General features: G+C 48.2%; 26 protein-coding genes and 2 pseudogenes. 22 read left to right on the top strand and 6 right to left on the bottom strand.

The window, feature by feature from the left end; translation table 11 throughout:
• Both NC980_RS06810 and NC980_RS06805 read right to left on the bottom strand, forming a co-directional pair.
• Positions 1-112, bottom strand: a pseudogene (locus tag NC980_RS06810) (photosystem II q(b) protein); the annotation flags it as partial.
• A 321-nt stretch (positions 113-433) separates the two neighbouring features.
• A complete protein-coding gene (locus tag NC980_RS06805) occupies positions 434-2,929 on the bottom strand; it encodes a DUF3536 domain-containing protein (protein ID WP_190378006.1) in 2,496 nt (831 codons plus the stop codon).
• A gap of 502 nt (positions 2,930-3,431) precedes the next feature.
• Between NC980_RS06805 and cax the strand changes: the two genes are divergently transcribed.
• The 4 genes from cax (at position 3,432) to NC980_RS06785 (ending at position 8,117) form a co-directional block, all read left to right on the top strand.
• Positions 3,432-4,526 carry a calcium/proton exchanger gene (cax, locus tag NC980_RS06800; protein WP_190378005.1) on the top strand — a complete coding sequence of 365 codons (1,095 nt, stop codon included), beginning with the start codon at positions 3,432-3,434 and terminating at the stop codon, positions 4,524-4,526.
• 418 nt (positions 4,527-4,944) lie between these two features.
• Positions 4,945-6,228, top strand: coding sequence for a hypothetical protein (locus NC980_RS06795; RefSeq protein ID WP_190378004.1), 1,284 nt, complete (start codon positions 4,945-4,947; stop codon positions 6,226-6,228).
• 133 nt (positions 6,229-6,361) lie between these two features.
• The gene (gene rpsU, locus NC980_RS06790) at positions 6,362-6,541 is read left to right on the top strand and encodes a 30S ribosomal protein S21 (RefSeq protein ID WP_017291035.1); all 180 of its coding nucleotides are present in this window, start codon (positions 6,362-6,364) and stop codon (positions 6,539-6,541) included.
• A 106-nt stretch (positions 6,542-6,647) separates the two neighbouring features.
• Positions 6,648-8,117: a GTP-binding protein gene (locus NC980_RS06785; RefSeq protein WP_190378003.1), complete on the top strand. Its 1,470-nt coding sequence runs from the start codon at positions 6,648-6,650 to the stop codon at positions 8,115-8,117.
• Positions 8,118-8,286: 169 nt separating this feature from the next.
• On the opposite strand, the gene NC980_RS06780 is transcribed toward NC980_RS06785, so the two are convergent.
• Together NC980_RS06780 and NC980_RS06775 are read right to left on the bottom strand one after the other, a co-directional pair.
• Positions 8,287-9,072: an HNH endonuclease family protein gene (locus NC980_RS06780; RefSeq protein WP_277881466.1), complete on the bottom strand. Its 786-nt coding sequence runs from the start codon at positions 9,070-9,072 to the stop codon at positions 8,287-8,289.
• Positions 9,073-9,309: 237 nt separating this feature from the next.
• Positions 9,310-9,846 (bottom strand): annotated as a pseudogene (locus NC980_RS06775) (DUF262 domain-containing protein); the annotation flags it as partial.
• Between the two features lie 368 nt (positions 9,847-10,214).
• Here NC980_RS06775 and infA point away from each other — a divergent pair.
• The 13 genes from infA to sat all read left to right on the top strand — a co-directional run bounded on the left by infA (position 10,215) and on the right by sat (position 18,107).
• Positions 10,215-10,448 carry a translation initiation factor IF-1 gene (infA, locus tag NC980_RS06770; protein WP_059002063.1) on the top strand — a complete coding sequence of 78 codons (234 nt, stop codon included), beginning with the start codon at positions 10,215-10,217 and terminating at the stop codon, positions 10,446-10,448.
• A 79-nt stretch (positions 10,449-10,527) separates the two neighbouring features.
• Positions 10,528-10,641: a 50S ribosomal protein L36 gene (rpmJ, locus tag NC980_RS06765; protein WP_071596180.1), complete on the top strand. Its 114-nt coding sequence runs from the start codon at positions 10,528-10,530 to the stop codon at positions 10,639-10,641.
• Between the two features lie 93 nt (positions 10,642-10,734).
• A complete protein-coding gene (gene rpsM, locus NC980_RS06760) occupies positions 10,735-11,118 on the top strand; it encodes a 30S ribosomal protein S13 (protein WP_017289528.1) in 384 nt (127 codons plus the stop codon).
• A gap of 65 nt (positions 11,119-11,183) precedes the next feature.
• On the top strand, positions 11,184-11,579 hold the full coding sequence (gene rpsK / locus NC980_RS06755) for a 30S ribosomal protein S11 (RefSeq protein WP_059000915.1): 396 nt from the start codon (positions 11,184-11,186) through the stop codon (positions 11,577-11,579).
• 96 nt (positions 11,580-11,675) lie between these two features.
• Positions 11,676-12,614: a DNA-directed RNA polymerase subunit alpha gene (locus NC980_RS06750; RefSeq protein ID WP_190378001.1), complete on the top strand. Its 939-nt coding sequence runs from the start codon at positions 11,676-11,678 to the stop codon at positions 12,612-12,614.
• A 9-nt stretch (positions 12,615-12,623) separates the two neighbouring features.
• Complete coding sequence (gene rplQ, locus NC980_RS06745) at positions 12,624-12,974, top strand: 50S ribosomal protein L17 (protein ID WP_190378000.1); 351 nt, start codon at positions 12,624-12,626, stop codon at positions 12,972-12,974.
• Between the two features lies 1 nt (position 12,975).
• Positions 12,976-13,824 carry a tRNA pseudouridine(38-40) synthase TruA gene (truA, locus tag NC980_RS06740; protein ID WP_190377999.1) on the top strand — a complete coding sequence of 283 codons (849 nt, stop codon included), beginning with the start codon at positions 12,976-12,978 and terminating at the stop codon, positions 13,822-13,824.
• A gap of 15 nt (positions 13,825-13,839) precedes the next feature.
• Complete coding sequence (gene rplM, locus NC980_RS06735; RefSeq protein ID WP_190377998.1) at positions 13,840-14,295, top strand: 50S ribosomal protein L13; 456 nt, start codon at positions 13,840-13,842, stop codon at positions 14,293-14,295.
• A 3-nt stretch (positions 14,296-14,298) separates the two neighbouring features.
• Complete coding sequence (gene rpsI / locus NC980_RS06730; RefSeq protein WP_190377997.1) at positions 14,299-14,706, top strand: 30S ribosomal protein S9; 408 nt, start codon at positions 14,299-14,301, stop codon at positions 14,704-14,706.
• Between the two features lie 36 nt (positions 14,707-14,742).
• A complete protein-coding gene (gene rpmE, locus NC980_RS06725; RefSeq protein ID WP_190377996.1) occupies positions 14,743-14,961 on the top strand; it encodes a 50S ribosomal protein L31 in 219 nt (72 codons plus the stop codon).
• Between the two features lie 92 nt (positions 14,962-15,053).
• Positions 15,054-16,172 (top strand): peptide chain release factor 1, encoded by a 1,119-nt coding sequence (prfA, locus tag NC980_RS06720; RefSeq protein ID WP_190377995.1) that lies wholly within the window; start codon positions 15,054-15,056, stop codon positions 16,170-16,172.
• A gap of 209 nt (positions 16,173-16,381) precedes the next feature.
• Positions 16,382-16,858, top strand: a complete 477-nt coding sequence (locus NC980_RS06715; protein ID WP_190377994.1) for a hypothetical protein — start codon at positions 16,382-16,384, stop codon at positions 16,856-16,858.
• An 85-nt stretch (positions 16,859-16,943) separates the two neighbouring features.
• The gene (gene sat / locus NC980_RS06710) at positions 16,944-18,107 is read left to right on the top strand and encodes a sulfate adenylyltransferase (protein ID WP_190377993.1); all 1,164 of its coding nucleotides are present in this window, start codon (positions 16,944-16,946) and stop codon (positions 18,105-18,107) included.
• A 59-nt stretch (positions 18,108-18,166) separates the two neighbouring features.
• On the opposite strand, the gene panB is transcribed toward sat, so the two are convergent.
• On the bottom strand, positions 18,167-18,946 hold the full coding sequence (gene panB, locus NC980_RS06705) for a 3-methyl-2-oxobutanoate hydroxymethyltransferase (RefSeq protein WP_190377992.1): 780 nt from the start codon (positions 18,944-18,946) through the stop codon (positions 18,167-18,169).
• Positions 18,947-19,022: 76 nt separating this feature from the next.
• On the opposite strand from panB, the gene murJ reads away from it, so the two are divergent.
• The 5 genes from murJ to NC980_RS06680 all read left to right on the top strand — a co-directional run bounded on the left by murJ (position 19,023) and on the right by NC980_RS06680 (position 23,708).
• Complete coding sequence (murJ, locus tag NC980_RS06700) at positions 19,023-20,675, top strand: murein biosynthesis integral membrane protein MurJ (protein WP_199298610.1); 1,653 nt, start codon at positions 19,023-19,025, stop codon at positions 20,673-20,675.
• A complete protein-coding gene (locus NC980_RS06695) occupies positions 20,672-21,094 on the top strand; it encodes a DCC1-like thiol-disulfide oxidoreductase family protein (protein WP_190377991.1) in 423 nt (140 codons plus the stop codon). Before murJ ends, NC980_RS06695 begins: the two co-directional genes overlap by 4 nt.
• Positions 21,091-21,525 carry an MEKHLA domain-containing protein gene (locus NC980_RS06690; protein WP_190377990.1) on the top strand — a complete coding sequence of 145 codons (435 nt, stop codon included), beginning with the start codon at positions 21,091-21,093 and terminating at the stop codon, positions 21,523-21,525. The genes NC980_RS06695 and NC980_RS06690 overlap by 4 nt, the downstream gene beginning before the upstream one ends.
• Positions 21,526-22,039: 514 nt before the next feature.
• Positions 22,040-22,432: a Mo-dependent nitrogenase C-terminal domain-containing protein gene (locus tag NC980_RS06685; protein WP_190377989.1), complete on the top strand. Its 393-nt coding sequence runs from the start codon at positions 22,040-22,042 to the stop codon at positions 22,430-22,432.
• 511 nt (positions 22,433-22,943) lie between these two features.
• Complete coding sequence (locus tag NC980_RS06680; protein ID WP_190377988.1) at positions 22,944-23,708, top strand: hypothetical protein; 765 nt, start codon at positions 22,944-22,946, stop codon at positions 23,706-23,708.
• A gap of 84 nt (positions 23,709-23,792) precedes the next feature.
• Here the strand turns inward: NC980_RS06680 and NC980_RS06675 are convergent, their stop codons facing one another.
• Positions 23,793-24,410, bottom strand: a complete 618-nt coding sequence (locus NC980_RS06675) for a hypothetical protein (RefSeq protein WP_199298609.1) — start codon at positions 24,408-24,410, stop codon at positions 23,793-23,795.
• Between the last annotated feature and the right edge of the window lie 41 nt (positions 24,411-24,451).

The raw sequence follows: 24,451 nt of genomic DNA, 5'->3' as shown, positions 1-24,451 counted from the left end.
TCATCAACACGCCAAACCAGCCTACGTAGAGGCGGTTGTCGGTCGAGGTCACCCAGTTGCAGAACTGCGCCCACAGGTTGGCGCTTTCGCGTCTCTGTAAGGTCGTTGTCATGGTTGGATAATTACAATTTGAAGAATGATGTAAGTGGTGTTAACCACACTTTACATAGTAGAGAAAAAATTTCGATTTGTAAAGCGTTTTAACGATCGTTTCTCAGATTCTCCATCTGAAGGAGTAGATCAAGAGTACAAAAAAGTATCTGGCTTCAAATGCTCTGCCCCGTCCCAGAGGGGCTTCTGAGCATCCGAAGGCACTCTTTAGTTAAGACTGAGAAGAGGCAGAAGCAATTGTAAACGAATAATACGAACTAAAACCGAGAGAACGACATCCGCTCTCTTGTTTCAATCCGTAACGAGGTTGCGAACCCATCCATTAAATTAAGATCGCTAGCTTGCGTCCTAAATTGACGATTGCAGGGGTTATTGTGGGCGATCGATGCAACCACTGGTGAAATAGCTCTTGACTCTTGGTGAAAGAAACGTTTAGTCCAAACTGTCCACTGAGCGTGATCAACCGCTCTAAGACATGAACTTGAGGGTCTGAATTTTCTATTTCACATTCGTTAAAGAGTGTCCACAACGCTCGTTCGATCAATCGCTGCAAAATTTCGCGCGCCTCTGGCTGTTGAAGCTGACAGTGCAGATGAACTGCTTCAGTTGCGATCGCTTCCAACTGCGCCAAAATTATCAAAGTTGAGCCCAGATCCTCTGCATCTTGCTCGAACGATCGCAGCGTTAGCAGCAGCCGATGTCCGAGTGCTATTTCAGCCGCGACTTGTAGCTCCTGGGGTACAGGCAATTCATCGCGATGAAACGCCATTAAAACCCCATAGTTGTCGCGATAGACTTGTGTGTAAAGTTGGTCTAAGCGCGTTAGGGTCTCTTGAGTGAGCAACCTCATCATTCGATGTCGCTCCTCTGCAAACAAATCCTGCAAACTGTAAGCCACATCCCCAAACAGTTGATTCATTTTCAGGATGACTTGAGCGGCGCTACCTTGTGCAAGCTTTTCAAAAAGCTGCTCTTTCACCTGCGTATAGTTCCGCCGTCCCGCAAAGGGTTGAATACAACACTGAAAATCCCAGCCGCATAAATGCAGCACTGCAAAGACGAAATGCTGACTCTCGCGAGTAATCTCAGACGTGAGTTGTAGCTGACCGACTGCAAGCGTTACCGATCCCAAGCGCTGAATCTGATAGTCCAACTGAGACGTGCTGTAGCAGTAAACGCGCTGTTCTCGTGCATAAGTTGTAAACAGAGAAGAGATCGCGTAGTGGGCTGCAACCTGCTCGAACGTGATTTGAGCGGGAATCACGAGTTGACGATACACTTCCGCACCATTTTTGAAGCAATCAACATTGCTCGGAGACAATGCCAGTCGTTTAATAAAACTTTTTTCAAGCTGAAGCCCTGCTACATCTCCAGCAAGTTCAAGCGCTCGTGAGGCATACCGCAGAATTTGCACCCCCTCTGGTCGAGAAAGCTCTTCAAAAAACCAGCCGCAACTTGTGTACATCAACAACGCATGACGCTGCATTTCTAGCAGGCGTAACGCATCTAAACGATCGTCACTGCTCAATTTATGCGACTGATGCCGAGCAAGAAACTTTGGTACCGAAGCCCGATCGCGAATGACTTCGATATACTCATCTCGCGCTTGCCAAGGATCATTAAACAGCTTTTTCCCTTCCTCTTCGTACACGCGAATCAACTGATCCCGCAGCCAATCCAGGGCTTCTCTCAGCGGTCGTCTCCATTTTTGGTGCCATAGACCGCCGCCTCCACAGCCACAGTCATCCTGCCAGCGATCAACTCCATGCGCACAACTCCAAGCGGTAACGGGCTTCAACACCACCTCCCACGTCGGTGGATTAAGGCTAAGGTAGTGCGCGAAATTAGTGACTGTCCAATCGCGTCTTGGAAACTCCTCAATAAAAGCATATGCCAAGCATTTCTCAGTGCCACCTTTGTGATGCCCGAAAGTTTCACCATCGGTTGCGACTGAGATTAGCTGAGTGGGACGATGATCCCCGCGTACCGCTTGGCTCAAACGACTCGCGAGATGATGAGAACTGCTCAAGGCTGAATCAAAGCCCATGTCACGAGAAATCGGACCGTCGTAGAAGAAAATATCTAGATAAGAAGAATCAGGATCACCTGACTGCAGATAACAGCGATAGGGGCGAGTGGGATCAATTTGACCTCCGCCCACTTCCATCCAGGTAGAATCATTCTCAGCTCGACAGCGTTCTGCCTGCGATGGAGCCAGAACAATAAACTTGATCCCCTCTTCGATCAAAATCTTCAGGGTTGGATAATCAACTGCGGTTTCAGCGAGCCACATTCCTTCGGGATCGCGTCCGAAGTGCGATCGAAAATCTGCTTTTCCCCAGCGAATCTGTGTCCGCTTATCGCGATCGTTCGCCAACGGCATGATGATGTGGTTATAGACTTGAGCGATCGCATTGCCATGCCCGTTTAAACGATCGCAGCTTTTACGATCGGCATCAACGATGCGTTGATATACCTCCACATCATGCCGCTCGATCCAACTCATCAATGTTGCGCCAATATTGAAGCTTAGATACTCAAAGTTATTGACGATCCCCAACAGTCGTCCTTGCTCATCTAGCACTCTAGCGAACGCATTCGGACGATAACATTCGTGATGAATTCGCTCATTCCAGTCGTGAAATGGAGCGGCGCTGGGTTGTCGCTCAATGGCATCCAAGTAAGGATTTTCACGAGGAGGCTGATAGAAATGTCCATGTACTGCGACATAAACACCGATCGCAGTTTCAACAGGATCGCTTACCGCAGTGGGGTTTGGAGTATTGAGATCGGCAGCAGACAAGCGGGATGAGGTCATGGGTTAAGTTCCACCTAAGAAGACACTCACACTCGCAACAGCAGCACATCGGAGTGTAAGCAGAACGTATCAAACTTAAAAAAATCGCAGTAGAAGCGGTTTTCTCAAAACTAAAATCAGTCGGAGGTTTCTCGATCGCACAGAACGGAGATGATGCTGTGTCTGACCTTAGCAAGCGCGAAAAAAACCACAACCTAACTCAAGATTGATTCTATTGGAATGGGAATCAATAAGTTGAGTTAGATTGTGACAACGCTGATGTGAAAGCAGGATGACGAATAAAATGCGAGATTCATCGTTCTGCGATCATCTCTTTTGATTGAATCGCACTTTAGACCTGTTCCTAAAGTTCTTTAAGATCTTTATATAGAATTTTACGATCGTGCCACCAAAGTTCATTCTTTGTGATGTAAAGCGTTGAGCAAAACACAAAGAATTATGCTGCCGTCAGCGCCGATCGTGAGTATCCTATTGAGGACGATTTTCTCATCTAGAAACGCGAATGTCATTCAAGAATATAGTTTTTACAGCATTGCTCGTGATGATCCCGGTGTCGATCGCGGCTCACTATGTCCATTGGGGATCGCTCGTTGTTTTCGCCACGGCAGCATTGGCAATTTTACCTCTAGCAGCCTGGATGGGAACTGCAACCGAGGAAATTGCGGTTGTTGTCGGTCCAACGTTGGGCGGTCTGATGAATGCAACGTTCGGCAATGCAACTGAGCTAATTATTGCCCTAGTTGCTCTAAATGCAGGTCTAATTGATGTTGTAAAAGCTAGTCTCACAGGCTCGATTATCGGCAATCTGCTCTTGGTTATGGGCTTAGCAATGCTGCTAGGCGGTCTGCGCTATAAAGAGCAGGAATTTCAGCCGATCGTGGCACGAGTGAATGCTTCATCAATGAATCTGGCGGTGATTGCACTTTTGTTGCCGACAGCAGTAAATATCACTTCATCAGGAATCGAGCCATCAACGCTGCAAGTTCTGTCGGTTGCAGTTGCGATCGTGTTAATTAGCGTCTATACCCTCACCCTTCTGTTCTCGATGAAAACTCATACTTATCTCTATGATGCGGGTGTAGCAGAAGAAGAACTTGCGGCGGCGAGCTTAGCCCACGAAACCAAAAAGCCAAATCTTGTGTTGTGGTCTGTTGTTTTACTCGTTTGTACAGTGCTGGTTGCAGTTGAATCGGAATTACTGGTCGATAGTTTAGAAATTGCTACAGAGAAGCTGGGATTGACCGCACTTTTTACAGGAGTAATCTTGCTGCCGATCATTGGAAATGCCGCTGAACACGCTACTGCTGTCACGGTAGCTATGAAGGACAAAATGGATCTGTCGCTTTCGGTTGCTGTAGGCTCAAGTTTGCAGATTGCGCTGTTTGTCGCTCCGGTGTTGGTAATTGTGGGCTGGTTAATTGGACAACCGATGGATTTGAATTTTAATCCGTTTGAATTGGTTGCAGTGGCGGTTGCGGTGTTAATCACGAATTCGATTAGCTCTGATGGCCGATCGAATTGGTTAGAAGGAACATTATTATTAGCAGCCTACACAGTGCTAGGACTCGCCTTTTATTTTCATCCAGTAATGGCATAGCTAAGTGTATTACTGAGGACGCGATCGCACTTTCTGCCCGACAGCTACCCAAAGAACTTGAACGCTGCGATCGCGATACTCCGCCAAATTCAACCATTTCCGTGATCGCTACGGTCCTCGAATCAGAGAGCTTGTAAAATTTGCGTTCTTAAAGTCTACGTAAATTTCCAGTTTTTTCCCGGATTGCAGGATAAAATCTGGAAAATAGTGGCCATAAGCAGTAGTAAAAGATACGCAGGATTCTTGCGGATATTTGTGTAAAGATTTGGTGAGCTGACGCAGATTACACCGAGCCTGTGTGAGTTCGATTATGATTGCCCGTATTTTGACCTTGCCCCGGTCAAGCTTGCTTGAAGTCGATTAGATCCGCTGATTAAATCTATGTTCCTGAAGTCTGGGGTTAAGAGGTGCTAGAGCCATGATTGCTGAGTCTATTTATCAAAGTCGGGGAATTCTGCCGGAGGAACAGCGGCTCTATGATCACCTTTTATACCTGGTTCAAAACGAATCGCCGCAAGCATTGACGGAACGGTTTCGCCTTCTATTCATTGAAGCAACTGGCCATCCGAATGCTACTCTGCAACAAGACCTCGATCGCCTTGTGCAGTCCAAGAACTCCAGCGAAGACTTCCGTTTTATTCTCAATCGTTGCTGCCATATTCTAATCAATCGCTGGCAATCGCGACCCCAGTGCTACAGCGCGATCGCAGAACTCATCGCCCTGTTTGAATTAGCTCCGACTCGTCCAGTTACATCAGACCTTTATCGATCGCGCATTATCAAGCAACAGCGTCATCTGATTCAAGCATTCCGGAGCACCGAGCAGTACCTCACGCTTAAGCGCTTGGCAACTGTTTTGCAGCCTGCGGAGTTCTCGATCGAAACCGAGCGCTTCGGAACACTAATCCGCCGTTACCCCTATCTATATGAACATTGCCTTGTGACTGAGGGAACACCCGCGAGTCAACAAGCTTCAATTCGCCAGCTTCAGGTGGAACGGCAAAAGCAATTTGAAATCGACCTTTCCAAGTATGTAACTTACCAAGTTCGTTGCGCTGTGAGTGATACTGCTACACCGGGACGCGATCGCGTCGTTTATCCGGTGCAAAATCCAACGCTATTAGATGAACGATCGCTCAGTGCCGCACTACACGAATTCACCGGAAAAGTGAACGGGAATGATACCTGTCGCGAAGTAGCGCAGCGATTTTCTGCTCATTGTCAGGAAGTACGATCGTATCGGGAATTCAAAAGAGATCTGTATGGCTATCTCACCGATGTTGTGAACCCAGCTTACGGCAAACGGCACTTCAATCGGCAGTTTGCTAATTTGCTGAATGACATTCATCCAGAGAGCGAATCACAGCCGCTGACAGATTTTTTGATGCTGCGGACTTGTAGCCAACTGCTGAATTTTCTTGTCGTCGAAAGCGCTCAAAATCCGCAGCATTTTGTACTCGTTGATTTGCTATCTAACTTGGGTGCGACCTCAACCACGCGACTTCTGCTGCAAATCGTTTTGCTCTGTCAACGAATTAAGCCTTACTTAGAGAAGCGATTTTCGATTTTGTTTCATCACTACGAAAGCTACAGTCGCGATGGCGTTCAATGGCTAATTGCGGCAATGGAAAATCTACAGCTTGCTTTAAGTACGAACTTCAGCACTTTAAATTTGTGTTTTGTGCATCAGCTTGTGCGTTAGCGTTTGGGATCTATGTTAATCTACACGATGGTAGGATGCTCATTCTCTAGAATGCTGTGCATACTCATGTGTGGACAGCCATTTTTAGTCCGATGAGAAACCCAAAACTTTTGATTCAATTGGAGGATACAGCATGACCCAAGTGGTTCTCGGAGAAAACGAAGGAATCGATTCAGCGCTGCGTCGATTTAAGCGTCAAGTTTCAAAGGCTGGAATCTTAGCAGACCTGCGATCGCACCGTCATTTTGAAACCCCGCTCGAAAAGCGCAAGCGTAAAGCGATCGTCGCTCGACGCAATCGCCGCTACCGCTAACGGTGACAGTCGATTCTTAATCTAAGAATCGATTTTTTGTTAGAAACGGTTGACTGGCAGCATTGCTAGGATGTGAGAAGTACGCTGCTCTTCTTTCCGTGAATTTATGACTGACTCCATTTCCGACGCTGGCAAACCCTTGGATCAGGAACTAGACGAGGCGATTTCTGGGTTTGATGAGATCCAAGCTGAGCTAAATTATCGACAGGCGCAAACGACGCTACGAGAGCTAGTTGAGAATCTAGATTTAACGGCTCAGGAGCAATCGGGGTTGGAGTCAGAAATTCACGGACTAGGGACGATGCTAGAAAAGCTTGATCGTCTTGTAGTTCAGATTGCGGCATTTGGGATGGTGGGGCGCGGAAAATCTTCGCTCTTAAATGCGCTCTTAGGTCAACAAATTTTTGAGACAGGTGCAATTCATGGCGTGACGCGATCACAGCAGTCGGCTCAGTGGAGCGTCGCGAGTGAGGCGATCGCAGGCAGCGATCAAGAAGTGTTGCGCGTGAAGTTGCCGAGTACCAGCCATGCCCAAATCGAATTAATCGATACCCCCGGAATCGATGAGGTCAACGGGGAAACGCGAGAAGCGTTAGCGCGTCAAGTCGCTCAACAAGCGGATCTGTTGCTGTTCATTGTTTCGGGTGACATTACGAAAGTTGAGTTTCAAGCGCTTTCGGAACTGCGAGAGGTTGGGAAACCCATCATTTTGGTGTTTAACAAGATCGATCAGTACCCGGATACCGATCGCATGAGCATTTATCAAAAAATTCGGGATGAACGAGTTAAGGAACTGCTTTCACCCGATGAAATTGTGATGGCGGCAGCTTCTCCATTGATTGCAAGAGCGGTGAAACGCCCTGATGGACGAATGTCTGCCCAGATGATTAAAGCAGGACCGCAAGTTGAAGATCTCAAATTGAAAATTCTCGAAGTGCTGCATCGAGAAGGAAAATCTTTGGTTGCACTGAATTCGATGCTGTTTGCAGATGATGTTCAAGATCGCTTACTTCAGCGCAAACTCGCCATTCGAGAACAAAACGCCAGTCGTGTGATTTGGAACGGTGTAATGACAAAAGCGATCGCTACTGCCGTCAATCCAATTATGGTTCTTGACCTGATTAGCAGTGCTACGATCGATGTAGCGCTGATTATGAGTTTATCGAAGCTCTACGGCATTCACATGACTCAGCAGGGAGCCGTGAAATTGCTTCAACGAATTGCGATCGCAATGGGTGGAATTTCGGCAACTGAACTTCTCGCAAATTTGGGGTTAAGTTCGCTCAAAGGATTGTTAGGCTTATCGGCTCCGGCGACTGGGGGACTGTCGATCGCGCCCTACATTTCCGTGGCGCTCACTCAGGGAGCGGTGGCAGGCGTTTCGACTTATGCGATCGCTCAAGTAACCAAAGCTTATCTTGCCAATGATGCGTCTTGGGGGACAGAAAGCCCGAAAGCGGTTGTCACGAGAATTCTTGCCTCACTCGATGAAGATTCAATCATGAATCGGATTAAAGACGAACTGAGAGCAAAGCTTGATCTTCATGCGAGACAAGCGAAAGCGAGTAAAACATAGGGAGAATTATCGATCGGCGTATCATACAGGAAAGCGCGATCGCGGTTATCCTTGTAGCGATCAATAACGAATAGCGATCACTACACAAACTTGTTCAAGCGTGAGCAACGGAAACGCCTGCGCGATGGTTTGAGAAGATGCGCGATCGAATTAAGCGAAACCAAGTTCCTCAATCCGTTATTGCGTCAGAAGCGGACATCCAGATCTGAGTGGCTACAAGTAGCATTTCTTTTGCTCGTTTCTCGATTTCTGATGCTCTCCAGTTTTCTTGCTCAAGAATCCATCGGTTTAGCTCGATGTGTGTGTGCTTGAGTTTGGTTTTCTTCTCCAGAAATGACAGATTGCCCAGTTCTGAGTTATAGCCAGTTAAAGTCAGATTGCCGAATGTATTAACCAAAGTACTGTGTACTTTTTCTGCTTCTGTACCTAGCTCATCTCGCCATGCCTGGTTTAACGTTTGAGGTAAAACGTGTTCTATTGTTGTTGTCGAAAGATTTACTGTCTCTTTGTGGTTAAAAGCCTTTTCAAGACGGCAAAGGATGAAACGAGTGCTACCACGCCCGTACTGTGGCTGGCTCATAAAAGCGGAGGCAAATTCAGCATCTTTGGGAAATCGACTATTCCCACTGTAGGAAGACAGTGAGCGTTGCAGCCACCCGAAGTAGTCTGTATTGGGGAAGCTCTTAGCGATCTGCGGGAACACTTTGTTTAGAGAGTTTGTCGGTACTCCACAAACAGCACGCCGAATTACAAATGATTCAATTAGCCCAAGACATTTTTCCAACTCAACGTCACTCAAATCTTGAGCTTCACGCGCATCAAATAAGCGAAGCAAGAGGGGGTAGGATGTTGTTACTTTTATTTCCTTAAGATTCTCCAACCTATCGCGAATGCTCGTTACTTCCTCTTTCGCTAATGAAAGGAATCTTGCGTAAAATTTCCCAAACCTTTGCATGGCTTTAACTTCTTCTTCTACTTCCTCCGTCGAGTCCATGCTTTTCAATCTTGTTCTGATAGCTGCATAGATACCGCCTTTTTTAATTTCCTCTCCATCCTTCATTGTGTAGTGACGAAGAAATTCGGTGAGATTAGATTGAAGTGTTGTCTCAAGTGGAATCCAATGTTTTGAGTAAACCCGCTCTTGCTCTCCACCAGCAGAAATTGAATGACGAAAGCGCATCAGCAAGTAGTTTCTCACAAGATCAGCTTGCGTGAGAGGTTCACCCTTAAAGTTTAGGCTTTCAAAAATGAGATATGGATCATCGTCATCGCCTAAGTTGATCATTACTACTTGAAGACATTGCTCTAAAGTAGTCAGCGCTCTGGCTGGATCTACAGGATCACCATTTAGATCAGTGCCTTTAAGCAACTTATTCTTAAAGAAGTGGTAGCAAGCACCCATCCGAATATCTTTGTTATTTTCTGGAATCTGACGATCGAGAGCAATACTGCGATAAATGTCTCGGTCTGCTTGTGTCGGTACAAACTTTAAAGTGTCCTCTAAATCACGAAAGCGGTTCGTTAAGTAAACCTCTTGTATCCGTGAGGCAGAGTTTGAATCTAGGACATCTCGTAAAGCACAAAGAAGTATCGATACAGTTGTAAGCCGTTGTTGACCATCAATAATTAGGTATTTGCTAACTCCTACAGGTGTACTGCGCGTCGGGACTGAAACGATCGCGCCCATAAAGTGAGTTCCGGTATCACCCACTTCATACTGCACCATTAGATCATCCCAGAGAGCTTACCAATTGTTTTCAGTCCAAGTGTAAGGGCGTTGAAAGAGAGGAATAAGATTTTGCTTCTCTCCGTTGAAGTATTGAATGACTCTAGCTGGGGAGGCTTCCATTGTGCGTGATTCGTCCTTATTGTTCAGTTGCCCGTTAAATTAGCAAATTCGTCTAATTCTATACTCAATTTACGTAAGCGCTTATTCTCTCTAAAACATTTAGGACCTACATCGGAGCTGAAATAAAGAAATTGATTAACATGAATCGCCCCTTCCGCCGCAAAAAATGTCGAAAAGGGGTTGAATGATCTACACTCGTATAGGGTAAAATGCAACCCCAACCTTTTCTATTTGGAGGAAATTGCCGCTTGTCTAAACAAGACCTGATTGAAATGGAAGGAACCGTCGTCGATTCGCTCCCGAACGCAATGTTCCGGGTAGACCTCGACAACGGCTTTAACGTACTCGCACACATTTCTGGAAAAATTCGGCGCAACTATATCAAGATCCTGCCGGGCGATCGCGTCAAGGTCGAACTCACCCCCTATGACCTTACCAAGGGACGCATCACCTACCGACTGAAAAATAAAGGTGGTCGTTAGTCGGCATTAAAAGATCCCTTTGACAAGCGCTATATAAAATTGATAGGATATTGTGTTTGTAATGTTGCCGAGATAGGGCATGAAAGTACGAGCGTCAGTGAAACGAATTTGCGAAAAATGCCGCGTCATTCGTCGGAAGGGGCGCGTCATGGTGATCTGTGAAAACCCGAAGCACAAACAACGCCAGGGTTAACAAGACTGCGTGTGCAAGTCTGCCGAAGCGGGGAAAGCCCTCGATCGCGGCAGACATTTTCGACTGTTTATCTATGTTTTAGGGAGAATCAGCGTGGCGCGGATTGCGGGCGTAGACCTGCCTCGCGATAAGCGAGTGGAAATTGGTCTTCGATATATCTATGGAATCGGGCCTACCCGATCGAAAGAAATCATCGCGAAAACAGGAGTCAATCCTGATACGCGAGTGAAAGACCTAAGCGAAGCGGATGTCGCAGCCCTGCGGGAAGCAGTGGAAGGCGGCTATCAGATTGAAGGAGACTTGCGGCGGTTTGAATCGATGTCGATCAAGCGATTGATGGATATCGGTTGCTATCGCGGTCGGCGGCACCGGATGGGATTACCTGTGCGAGGTCAGCGGACTCGAACCAACGCGCGGACTCGGCGAGGCGGTCGTCGAACGGTTGCCGGGAAGAAAAAAGCCCCTGGTAAGAAATAATGTGCATTGCCTCCGGGCAATCACAGCTTGTAGGAACGTAGCAGCGTAAATTTAAGAGAGTTGACATGGCAAGACAACCGCAGCGGAAAACGGGCCCGCGCAAGGCGAAAAAGAATATCCCTAGTGGAGTCGCCCATATTCAATCGACCTTCAACAACACGATCGTCACGATCTCGGATACTCAAGGCGAGGTGATTTCCTGGGCATCTGCCGGATCGAGCGGCTTCAAAGGTGCAAAGAAGGGAACTCCCTTTGCGGCACAAACCGCTGCCGAAGCAGCCGCACGTCGAGCAATGGATCAAGGAATGCGCCAACTTGAAGTCATGGTAAGCGGTCCCGGTGCCGGGCGCGAAACCGCGATTCGAGCCTTACAAGGGACTGGCATCGAAATCACCCTGATTCGAGACGTGACCCCGATTCCTCATAACGGTTGTCGCCCACCCAAGCGCCGCCGCGTCTAATGCGCGATTTTGCTGTCTATAATGGACAGCACGAAACGGGTTGGATGTCAAATCGAGGGATAACCCTCACAAGCAAGGAGAAAGGGAGGCTAATCCGTGGCACAGTTTCAGGTCGAATGTATTGATACCACGACGGATAAGGATCAAAGTCAATACAGCAAGTTCATCTTGGAGCCGCTAGAGCGGGGACAAGGAACGACGGTGGGAAATGCCCTTCGTCGCGTGTTGCTGTCGAACTTAGAAGGCGCAGCCGTGACCGCCGTGAGACTCGCAGGCGTAACGCATGAGTTTGCGACGATCCCGGGGGTGCGAGAAGACGTGCTGGATATCATGCTGAACATGAAGAAGCTGGTATTCAGAACATATTCGTCTCAGCCTCAGATCGGTCGGCTTCTGGTTCAAGGTGCAGCGACGGTAACGGCTGAAAGCTTTGATTTGCCTTCGGAAGTTGAACTGGTTGATCCGGATCAGTACATTGCAACGCTTGCTCCGAACGCAACGTTAGAGATGGAGTTCAAAATCGAGAAGGGTAAAGGCTATCGGGGAGCTGGAAAGTTCACTGATGATACCGCGCTCGACTTTTTGCAAATCGACTCTGTATTCATGCCCGTGCGGAAAGTGCAATACAGCGTTGAGGATGCTCGCCAGGGTGGAACGGCTGAAAAAGACCGTTTGATCATGGAAATCTGGACAAATGGCAGTTTGACTCCGCAAGAAGCGCTGAGTCAAGCGGCAAATATCCTGGTCGATCTGTTTAATCCATTGAAAGACATCACGTTCGAGCCTTCGGATGGTGACGATCTCAACGATGAGCGGATCGAAAATCAAATCCCGATCGAAGAACTGCAACTTTCAGTCAGAGCCTATAACTGCCTGAAACGTGCTCAAATCAACTCGGTCGCGGACTTGCTCGACTACAGCCAAGAAGACCTGCTCGAAATCAAAAACTTCGGTGCTAAGTCTGCGGAAGAAGTGGTCGAAGCATTGCAACAACGGTTGGGGATTACCCTGCCGCAAGAAAAATCTAAATCCTAGTAACAAGCTATGCGTCACGGTTGCAAAGTCCCCATGCTGGGCAAACCTGCGGATCAGCGAAAAGCACTCCTGAGAGCGCTCACGACTGAACTAATCCGCAACGGTCGAATTCAAACGACCAAAGTTCGCGCTCAAGCAGTGCGATCGGAAGCTGAAAAAATGATCACCCTCGCAAAAGACGGCTCCCTTGCGGCTCGTCGTCAAGCGATGGGATACATCTATGACAAGCAGCTTGTTCATGCTTTATTCGAGCAAGCTCCGGAACGATACGCTGATCGCAAAGGCGGATATACCCGCATTTTGAGAACGATTCGTCGTCGTGGTGACAATGCTGAAATGGCAATTATCGAATTGACCTAAGATGGCAACTGTTCAGCCGTCCCCCCAACGAGTCGCTCTACTGATTCAGTATTTGGGCACTCGATTCTATGGGTGGCAACGGCAACCGAATCATCGCTCCGTTCAAGAAGAGATTGAAACCGCGATCGCTTCTGTAGTGGGGCATCGGGTGGTGATTCATGCGGCAGGGCGTACCGATACGGGCGTTCATGCGGCGGCTCAGGTGGCACATTTCGATGTGGTTTCCCTGATCCCGCCACACCGATGGGCGGACGTGATCAATGCTCGACTTCCCGATGATGTGTTGATTCGAGCATCGGCAGCCGTTTCCCCGGATTGGCACGCTCGATTCTCGGCTTCCTGGAGACGATACCGCTATACGATCTATACCGAGGTGCGACCGAATTTATTTGCTCGATCGCTGTCCTGGCACTACTACCACGCCCCGCTTGATGAATCAAAAATTCAGAAAGCGCTTGATCCGATGATCGGTCGCCATCACATGGCGGCGTTTCAGAGGGCAAATTCGAGTCGTCCCCATGCTTGGGTCGATATTCAAGCGGCGGAATGTGTGAGACAAGACCCGTTTCTCTATATTGAAGTTCAGGCAAGTGGATTTCTGTATGGCATGATGCGGCTTCTAGTCGGGCTGCTGGTAGAAGTGGGACGGGGAGATCGATCAGTGCAAGACTTTACGCGCTTGTGGGCAGAAGAACGGCGTGATGAAGTGCGGTATGCGGCTCCGCCTCAAGGACTCTGCTTGCTAAGAGTGGGCTATCCGGATATGCCCTTTTCCCCGGAACTCTGGTTTGATTCGCAGCCGAAACTGGTTTTGCCGCGCTCGACTGCTTCCGAACCGACTCCTTTTTAACCAAACCTCAAGCTCATGGAAAACAAAACCTATCTACCTCCGATCGCCGAGATCCAGCGCGATTGGTACGTTGTAGACGCAACGGATCAACGCCTGGGTCGTTTGGCGACTGAAATCGCGATGATTCTTCGCGGTAAGAACAAGCCGACCTACACACCGCATCTAGACACAGGTGATTTTGTCGTCGTGATCAATGCCGATAAAGTCACCGTGACGGGCAAAAAAGCCAGTCAGAAAGTGTATCGTCGTCACTCCGGTCGTCCGGGTGGAATGAAGACCGAATCCTTTGAAAAGCTGCAAGCGCGATTGCCAGAGCGCATTATCGAGCAAGCAGTCAAAGGAATGCTGCCAAAAAATTCGCTGGGTCGCCAACTGTTCACCAAAATGAAAGTGTATGCGGGTGCAGATCATCCTCATGCAGCACAGCAACCCAAAGTTTTAGAAATCAAGACGATTCCGGGAGAGAAGTAATCGATGCAAGCTACTGAAGGAAGAGTGATGTATCAAGGCACCGGTCGCCGTAAAAACGCGATCGCTCGTGTCCGTCTCGTTCCCGGTGAGGGCGCGATTACGATCAACGGTAAGCCCGGTGATCTTTATTTGCAATACAACGCAGAGTATCTTTCGGGTGCAAAAGCTCCGTTAGAAACTTTGGGCTTGGAAGGTGAGTACGATATTTTGGTGACGGCTCACGGTGGCGGTCTGACCGGACAGGCAGACGCGATCAAGCTCGGCGTGGCTCGTGCCTTGTGTCAACTTGATCCCGAAAACCGGAAGCCGCTCAAAGTTGAAGGGTACTTAACCCGCGATCCAAGAGCGAAAGAACGGAGAAAATACGGTCTGCGTAAGGCTCGGAAAGCTCCTCAGTTCTCGAAGCGCTAATTGTTACAATTGGTATAGCAACCTGGAGATAAAGCAATGGCAAAGAAAGGAATTCATCCGAATTGGTATCCTGAAGCGAAAGTTTTCTGTAACGGTGAACATGTTGCGACGGTGGGTTCGACCAAGCCAGAACTGCATGTAGATGTGTGGTCGGGCAATCATCCGTTTTTCACGGGAACTCAGAAGATTATTGACACTGAGGGACGGGTCGAGCGGTTCTTGCGGAAGTACGGCATGAGCGAAGAACAAAAATAGGATAATTCGGTTGAAAACTCACTCGACGATCGCGTTTTGAGTTGCCGCGATTGTCTTTTCACCGAAATTTTCTATTTTTTGAGGCGAGTCCGATGGCTGAAGCATACTTGATTGACAAACTAAATTCGGTTGAGCAAACCTTTAACGAATTGACGCGCCGCATGGCTGACCCGGATATTGCTAAAGATCCGGGTGAGTTCCAGCGCGTGGCAAAATCGCGATCGTCGTTAGAAGAAACGGTCAATACGTATGAGCTTTGGCGCAAGACGGAAAAAGACCTTGCTGGAGCGCGTCAGCTTTTAAAGGAATCGGGCGGCGATCTGGAAATGCAAGAAATGGCAGCGATGGAAGTGGAAGAACTCCAATCCAAGCTGCAAGAATTAGAAAAGCGATTGAAAATTCTCCTGCTACCGAGCGATCCGAATGATGACAAGAACATCATGTTAGAAATTCGGGCGGGAACCGGGGGCGATGAAGCTAGCATTTGGGCGGGTGATTTGGTCAGAATGTATTCACGTTTTGCCGAACGTCAAGGATGGCGCGTCAAAATGGCGAGTGAATCACTAGCAGAGGGCTTGGGCGGATTTAAGGAAGCCGTGATGGAAATTCAGGGCGATCGCGTTTACAGCAAACTAAAATTTGAAGCTGGAGTCCATCGAGTGCAGCGCGTTCCGGTGACAGAAGCATCCGGGCGGGTTCATACTTCGACGGCAACGGTGGCGGTGATGCCCGAAGTCGATGATGTGGAAGTTCACATCGATCCGAAAGATATTGAAATGAAGACCGCACGATCAGGCGGTGCAGGTGGTCAGAACGTCAACAAAGTTGAGACGGCAGTGGATTTGATCCACAAGCCGACGGGGATTCGGGTTTTTTGTACGGAAGAACGATCGCAGCTTCAAAACCGAGAACGGGCGATGCAGATTCTCCGGGCGAAGTTGTATGACATTAAGTTGCGAGAGCAGCAAGATGCGATCACTTCGATGCGTCGATCGCAAGTTGGGACGGGAGAGCGATCAGAAAAAATTCGCACTTACAATTACAAAGATAATCGCGTGACTGATCACCGTTTGGGACAGAACTTTGCCTTAGCGCCGGTGTTGGAAGGCGATCTAGAGAATGTGATTGAAACTTGTATTTCCCAGGATCAGCAGGAGCGGTTAGAGCAATTAGCGGCTGAAAGTGGGAATGAGGCAGCAGTCAAACGATGATCTCCAGAAACAAAGAGGCTGATTAGCGTTGAAGGAATTGATTGGGATAGTCGAATAGAATTGATCAAGAATTCGACGGATGTTCCTAATGGAACTTTGGAGATCGTCACCTTTGTGCGATCAGATGTGATCAACCTTGAGTTTCGAGGAATTGCCTTCGATCCAGAAACTGATTAGATTAAGAACTGTAAAGTATTCTGCGCTCGTCCATGTCCATCCTTGGTAAACCCCGCCCACTCTGGAAAGTCATTCTCTTCTCAGGATTAACCGGACTTTTGTACTACGGCTACTACAAGTGGATCATCCAAGAAGAGTTACGAAACCATAACGGACAAGGCTGGTCAGGCACACTCTGTCTTTTGCCGTTTGTACTAAGTGTGGCAGTGCCACAAGCATTAGCATTCTTTGATCCAGATGTTCCGGATTGGTTTAGATGGTTCTCGTTATTAGGAATTACCTGGATCTATATTGTGCAGTTTCGGCTGTATCACACAGTGAATAAATTGTATGAGCGAGACGGACTCAAACCGCCCTTGGTCGTCTGGTGGATCTTCGTTCCCGGATTAAACCTAATCGTGGGGCTGCGGCAAATTCATTTTCTCAGCCAGTATTGGGCAAAGCTTCAGGGCGAAACAGTACGCGATCCCATTGCTGATCCGATTCCCTTTCTATCAAGTAACGCCTAATCGTTCCACATCCTGCTAAGTTTATTAAAGACCGCTTTTCTGATCGGGAAAGTGGTAATTACACCCTTTCATCTCTCTACACCACATGAGTCATCCTAACGGAATCGCACCGCACGGCGGACAGCTAATAGATCGCATTGTCACGGGCGCTCAGCGCGAAGAATTTCTCTCTAAAGCGGACTTTCTCCCGCGTGTCCAACTCGACGAACGAGCCGTTTCTGATCTGCAACTGATTGCGATCGGTGGCTTTAGTCCCCTGACCGGATTTATGGGCAAAGCAGACTACGATCGTGTCGTCGAAGAAATGCACTTGGCGAACGGGTTGCCCTGGTCGATTCCGGTGACGCTCTCGGTAACGGAAGAGGTTGCCGCACCGCTCAAGGAAGGTAGTTTGGTGCGGTTGGATGATCCGACTGGACGCTATATCGGCGTGTTGCAGTTGAGCGAGAAATACACCTACGACAAAGCGCGAGAAGCGGTGAAAGTGTACCGCACCGATGAAGAAAAGCATCCGGGCGTGGCAGTCGTTTACCGTCAGGGCAACGTGAATTTGGCGGGAGATGTATGGCTGTTGGAGCGCGACCCGCATCCGTTGTTTCCGACTTATCAGATTGATCCGGCAGTATCACGGGCTGCATTCCAAGAAAAAGGCTGGAAAACGGTCGTCGGCTTCCAAACCCGCAACCCGATTCACCGCGCTCATGAGTACATCATTAAATGTGCGCTCGAAACCGTAGATGGGCTGTTTCTGCATCCCTTGGTCGGCGCGACAAAAGAAGATGATATCTCGGCAGACATTCGGATGCGCTGTTACGAGATTATGCTGGAACATTATTTTCCCAACGATCGCGTGATTCTGGCGATTAATCCAGCAGCAATGCGCTATGCTGGGCCGCGTGAAGCCATTTTCCATGCGCTAGTGCGGAAAAACTATGGCTGTACTCACTTTATTGTGGGACGTGATCACGCTGGAGTGGGTGATTACTACGGCACCTACGATGCTCAATACATCTTTGATGAGTTTGATCCGGCAGCACTAGGCATTCAGCCCCTGAAGTTTGAACACGCTTTCTACTGCAAGCGCACCCAAGGAATGGCAACGACGAAAACCAGTCCGAGTTCAGCAGAAGAGCGGGTGCATTTGTCAGGAACGAAGGTGAGAGAAATGCTGCGTCGGGGAGAATTACCGCCGCCTGAGTTTTCACGTCCAGAGGTTGCGGCGGAATTGGCGAAAGCGATGAAGGTGTAGATCAATGTGGAGAGGGGCGTTTCGCCGAAACGCCTCTCTGAGTATCTGGTAGAACTTGATTACTCCACCGGGAATTTGCTCGATCGCACCTCTTCACAATATTCCTGCACCGATCGCGTAATCAACGTATTCAAATCCAGATACGCTTTCGCAAATTTTGGCTTCCACGTTCCCAACCCCAACACATCGGAAGTCACTAGCACTTGACCATCACAACCCGCTCCCGCCCCGATGCCGATCGTCGGAATCGTCAGCTTTTGCGTAATCGTTCGCGCTAATTCTGCGGGGATGTGTTCGAGTACAATCGCAAAGGCTCCCGCTTGTTCGAGCGCGATCGCTTCAGACAAAATTCGATCTCCCGCTTCAGTCGATCGTCCTTGTTGCCGAAATCCCGTTTGCCGAACCGATTGCGGCGTTAATCCCACATGACCCATCACCGGAATTCCCGCTTGCACTAACCGCGAAACCGTTTCCGCCATTACTGGATAGCCGCCTTCTAGCTTCACGGCACCCGCACCCGTTTCTTTGAGAATACGACCTGCGGAGTGCAGAGCTTGCTGCACACTTTCTTGATACGTCAGAAACGGCAAATCTACGATCAGAAGTGCTTCTTTTACTCCACGTCGCACCGCTTTTGCGTGGTAAATCATTTCATCGAGCGTGAGCGGCAGCGTTGTATCGTGTCCGAGTGCCACCATTGCCAGTGAATCTCCGACCAAAATGGCATCAATTCCCGCACGATCGAGAATCGACGAGATCGCGTAATCCCAAGCGGTAAGAATGGCAATCGATCGCTGTTGTTGTTTCCACTGAATTAGGTGTTGTGGCGTAACGGGCATCGGACAATCAAAGAATAGGAGTGAATCTATCTTAATCTTTCAGTCTGAATGTTTGGGAAGAACACAAGATGATTAAATGGGTGAAGTCTTTTTGCCGTACCCTGTTGTGACTGAAACTCCGAAACCCAAACGCTCCCTTGCAGGCATCGCGGGAATTGTCGCGATCGCAACGCTGATCAGCAAAGTGGTAGGACTGATTCGACAGTTAGCGATCGCGTTTGCATTTGGAGTCGGGACAGCAAAAGCTGCTTACGATATTTCTGTCATTATTCCAAGCTTCTTTTTGATTTTGCTCGGTGGGATTAACGGCCCGTTCCACAGTGCGATGGTCAGCGCTTTGGCAAAACGCCGAAAAGAAGAATCCGCCCCGCTCGTCGAAGCAATTTCGACGCTAATTGGGCTTGTTTTTCTGGTGGTGTCGCTGATTGTTTTTTTCTTTGCACCGTTCTTTATTGATTTGCTGGCAAGTGGATTAAGGCAGACCGCGCAAGGGTTAGAGACTAGAACGATCGCAATTCAACAACTGCAAATCATGGCTCCGATCGCTTGGTTTGCCGGCATGATCGGAATTGGCTTTGGTACGTTAAACGCAGCCGATCAATATTGGCTACCGTCAATTAGTCCATTGCTTTCTAGCTTGACATTAATCATCGGCATTGGAATCTTTATCCTGACTGCGGGAACTCAAGTGACTAATCCGAACTATGCGCTGATTGGGGGAATGGTTCTCGCGATCGGCACACTGTTGGGAACGGTTTTACAGTGGCTCGCGCAATTTTGGGCGCAGCGACAATCGGGATTAGGACGATTTCGGATTCGCTTTGTGTGGAATGATCCGGGTGTACGGGAAGTGTTTCGCGTCATGGGGCCTGCGCTGTTCTCGTCGGGAATGCTGCAAATTAATGTGATCACGGATTTGACGTTTGCTGCCTATCTGCCAAACGCGGTTGCAGCGATCTCTAGCTTGGATTACGCCAATCTTTTGGTTCAAACTCCGCTAGGACTGCTTTCAAATATGATCCTGGTGCCATTTCTACCGATCTTTTCTCGGTTGGCTGATCCGAGTCAGGCAGATGAACTGAAGGCGCGAATTCGGCAGGGACTTTTGATTACCGCGATCGCGATGTTGCCTCTAAGTGCCTTAACGATCGCGCTTTCGACTCCGATCGTGCGAGTGGTTTACGAACGGGGAGCCTTTCAACCGGAAGCAACTCAATTAGTCGCGTCGGTATTGATGGCATATGCTGCGGGAATGTTCGTTTACCTGAGTCGAGATGTTTTAGTGAGAGTATTCTACGCGCTTGGAGATGGCGATACTCCGTTCAGAATTAGTATTGTCAATATCTTTCTCAATGCGTTGTTTGACTTTCTACTTTACCGACCCTTTGGCATTGTTGGAATCGTTTTAGCAACGGTGAGCGTGAATATTCTCTCAGTCTTCGCACTGCTATATTTTCTCGATCGTAGACTCAATCGATTACCCCTGCTGGAATGGAGCTATCCGATCTTGGGGCTGACGATTGGCAGTTTTATTGCCGGAACCGCAAGCTGGTTTATCTCGAATGCGATCGCGAATTTTTCCAGTCTTAACGGCTTCTGGCTTGCATTAGTGCAGATGACGATCGCGGGTTCGGTCGGGCTTGGACTCTTCGCTCTGATTGCAAGTCAGCTAAGATTACCAGAAGTAGACCTATTTACCGATCGTATTCGTCAACGCCTCCGCCGATGAAACCCTACACTGTGATTTATGACGGGCACTGTAATCTTTGCTCCAATTTGGTTCAAGTTCTGGAACAGATTGATAAGGGCGATCGCTTTCAATATCTGCCAATGCAGGATGAAGCGGGATTAACTCAATTCGGCATTACCGCTCAAGATTGCGAAATGGGCATGATTCTAATTGATAATGTGACACCCGATCGCCGATGGCAAGGAAGCGATGCTGCCGAAGAAATTGGGCGACTGCTTCCGGTGGGAAATGTATTTGTCACCGTTTACCGAAATCTACCTGGGATGAAATGGGTGGGCGATCGCGTGTACGAGCAGGTGCGCGACAATCGATATGCTTTATTTGGTCGGCGATCGAGTCCCTATCAAACCGCTTATCCTGCTTGTGACACAGCTTGCGACCAGTATTTCTCGAAATGAATTCTCTCTGGCAACTTCAACAGGCTCAGCGTTTAATTGATAGCTTTCATCACTGGACAGGAAAAACGCTGATTCAAACGCCCGAAGCTTTATTTGAGGCTCCGTTTGTCGTCGTTTCTCATGGCACTGAACCTGATCCGATCTTTAACTATGGCAATCGGCAAGCTCTAACGCTATGGGAAATGGACTGGGAAACCTTCACGCAATTGCCTTCAAGAAAATCTGCTGAGCCTGTCAGCCAAGAGGAACGATCGCGTCTGCTCGCTCAAGCAAAAGCGCAGGGTTATATCAGTGACTATCGTGGAGTCCGCATTTCTAGCACGGGTAAACGGTTCTGGATCGAAGATGTGATCCTTTGGACAGTGTTAGATGAATTAAACCAACCCTCTGGACAGGCAGCGACATTTTCGACGTGGAAGTTTATTCCGTAAAGCTTGTTCATGAAGAAAAATTGCTTAATTCAAACTGCTTTATTTCGTGATGACTTTGGGATAGAAGCGGCGGTTCTTCACTAAGGAAATCGTCTTCAAAAAACAAATACTTTAGTGGCCTTTGCTACAGAAACTACCCACGCTCGTTCTACTTTTTCGGCTCAGTTTCCAGACATTTGGGAACTGCATCAATCGCATTCAAGAAATAAATAAAGAACCTGCAAATCTGTCAAAGATCTACGTCTATCTATGGGAAGAAGGACTAGAATATTGAATGTCAAGTTTGCTTCACAAAACCAGCCAGCAGAGTTTAACTAAATTACGAGAAAGTCTTAAAAGATGGACGTAATTTCGTGAGCTTTGTTAAGATAAGTAAAGCAGATTGGATACACAACAAACTCTGGGAGCGTCTCTCCAGAATTTCACTTCATCGCCCGTATTTGCTTCATCGATCGTTGTAGACACTTCACGGACGACTCTCTACACATCTCACCAGTTCGAGGAACGTTTCAGCATGAGCTTTCAGAAACTCGGTGGCTCCGCGCAAGAGCGCGATCGTCACAGCAGCATTGCCATCTCCGGCTGGGTCTCTCACCCATTCGCCCCTGTCACCTCTGCACCCCCTGTCTCTCATTCGTCACCTAAGTCTTTCGCTCCCCTCGCTCCACTGCGTCGTAAGCTAGACAGCATTCAGGTTCACAATCCCAAATTTGCTCATTTTCTAGCAGATCATATTCCCGCTCAGTGCCCATTCGAGCGCGATGTTAAGCTATTCGGTCGCACACTCCTGCACATTCCTCCAATGTGCAAACTCAATCCGCTTTATGAAGAGGTTATTGCCCTCCGCTTCCGGGCATTGTGCTATTTAGCAGATGAATGCGGCGAAGATATCAGTCAATATTGCTAAACATAAATCAACCTAATTTTGCACAGTAGCGGTTTTGAAACGATTGTGAGTTCAAACCGCTTTTTTCGTGCGATAAATCCCGCAAGTCATAAGTTGCAATTCATATTTCTAAACCCTTCAATTTACATCTATAAAACTAACTGCAATCAAGCGCTTGCATAGGCGTAAACTTTCATCTCTATCGCTTGTCTGTTGGGGACAAAATGGTATCTTTGAAATTGAAGCAACTAACAGCTTCCCTGGCAGATCAAACAGCCAAATCTAGTTAAATTCAAGAGGTCAAGACGCTGTTTAACTCTACATCTGTCTCGCTCAACGGCAACAGCACCAAGCTCGAAATCTGATATTTCCTCTTCTGGCACTTTGGGGAGTTTCTAAACAAACTGGCGCTTAAATATTAATTTAGTGTCCAATTTGTTCAACTCTATCTAAAATGGATTTACTTGAGGAAGTCACTCGGAGAGTAGTAGCTGGGTGCTGTTGTAGTTTTAAATAGAAGGCAGATTGCAGCATGGCGATCATTGCGCTGAAGGCGTGGTATTTGGAGCAGTATGAACCCATTCGGGAACTAGAGAAGCGTCCCCATGATTTAAGACTAAGCAAAAATAGTCTGCTGAAATCGGGCTTAAGGGCTGACTTTCTTGAGGATAGCGCTGAGGTGAAGAAATCGACCTGGTTTCAACGGTATCTCCAAGGCGAAACGGTTGAGTTTTACATCGAAGGAAGCGGCGGCTACGCAATTTCTAATATTGATCTCTCCAGCCACGAAATCTACTTCTCAAAACAAGAAGTGATGGCAAATCTAGAGCCTGAAATCTTCTTTTCCTATCAGACCGAGTTTACGGAATCCGGCGATCTACTCCGGGATGAACTCGAATCCGTCATTGATAGCTTGAATCGCCGATCGCGCCTCCCTATCACCCTGCGAGAATCCCACCGTCTCAACGAAGGAGCCATTCGATTGAATAGCTCCCTGATGCGATCGATTCGTCAATGTCTTTTATTTATCGGCGATAGCACTTCGATCGCTCAAATTTCCGATACGCCTCCGCTTCTGATTCCCAGCCCTAAAGTGTGTGTCGAAACGGGCTACGCGCTGCAAAGTAAGCGATCGGAGCAAGTTCTACTGGTGCAGATGGAACGCTCCGATATGCCAGGGCAGTTTCCATTTGATCTACCAAGCCAGAATCGATTGGTGTTCAAAGATAAAACACAATTGCGGAAGCTATTACCGAAAACGATCGAATCCCAACTCCAGCGCTTCAATCTGCTGTAGAACAAAGCTGCAAAAATCAGACCGGTAAATGCGAAAACTCTGGATTGTAACAGAATCCAGAGTTCTTAATATCTTTTCGCAGAATTAATCTTGAGCTTCGTTCAGTGCATACCGAGCGATCGCCAGCGTCAATTTCGCCTGCTCCGTTTCCGACAATCTCGCCCAGTCGGTCGCCTTTACCGCTTGTTCTTCACCGCGCATCGAGTAAGCCAAGGGACGCGCTAACACTTGTAAGTCTTCTTCTGCCCACTGCGGCAGCGCTTCTTGTACACACTGAACCAACTGATCTGCCAGAGTTGCGGAGGAATTCGCTAGTTTCTGCGCTTGCTGAGCGATCGTGTTCAAAATCGATTGTGGCACGGTTGCAAATTTTTGTGCCAGAGAGGTTTCAAGCGTGGGAGCCGCGAACAGCGAATCTAAATGAGAGAAAAAGGCATCGGCACGATCGGCAACTTCAGCATCAGAGAGCGCATCGAGTGAGAATTTCTGCTCTAAGCTGTTGAAAAACGATTCTGCCTCCGGATCAGCCGGATTCCAAGGATAAGCGATCGCGCTATCGGGAACTTCCGCGACCTCAACTTCTACAGTGTCAGCATTGTCCGGCTGATTCCACCGCACCGTCACTGCTTCCGAATCAAGTAAGGCATCGACGAATGCTTGCTGAAGTTCATGAGAGTTAGAAGGACTTGCTTCGTGTGCCATGACAATAATCCGCATCTGTAATTGAACTAAGGGTTGGTGTG

The organism is Leptolyngbya sp. AS-A5, assembly GCF_039962495.1.
Classification (GTDB): Bacteria; Cyanobacteriota; Cyanobacteriia; order Leptolyngbyales; family Leptolyngbyaceae; genus Leptolyngbya.
The sequence above is the reverse complement of the archived record's forward strand: the minus strand, read 5'-3'. Positions and strand labels throughout refer to the sequence as shown.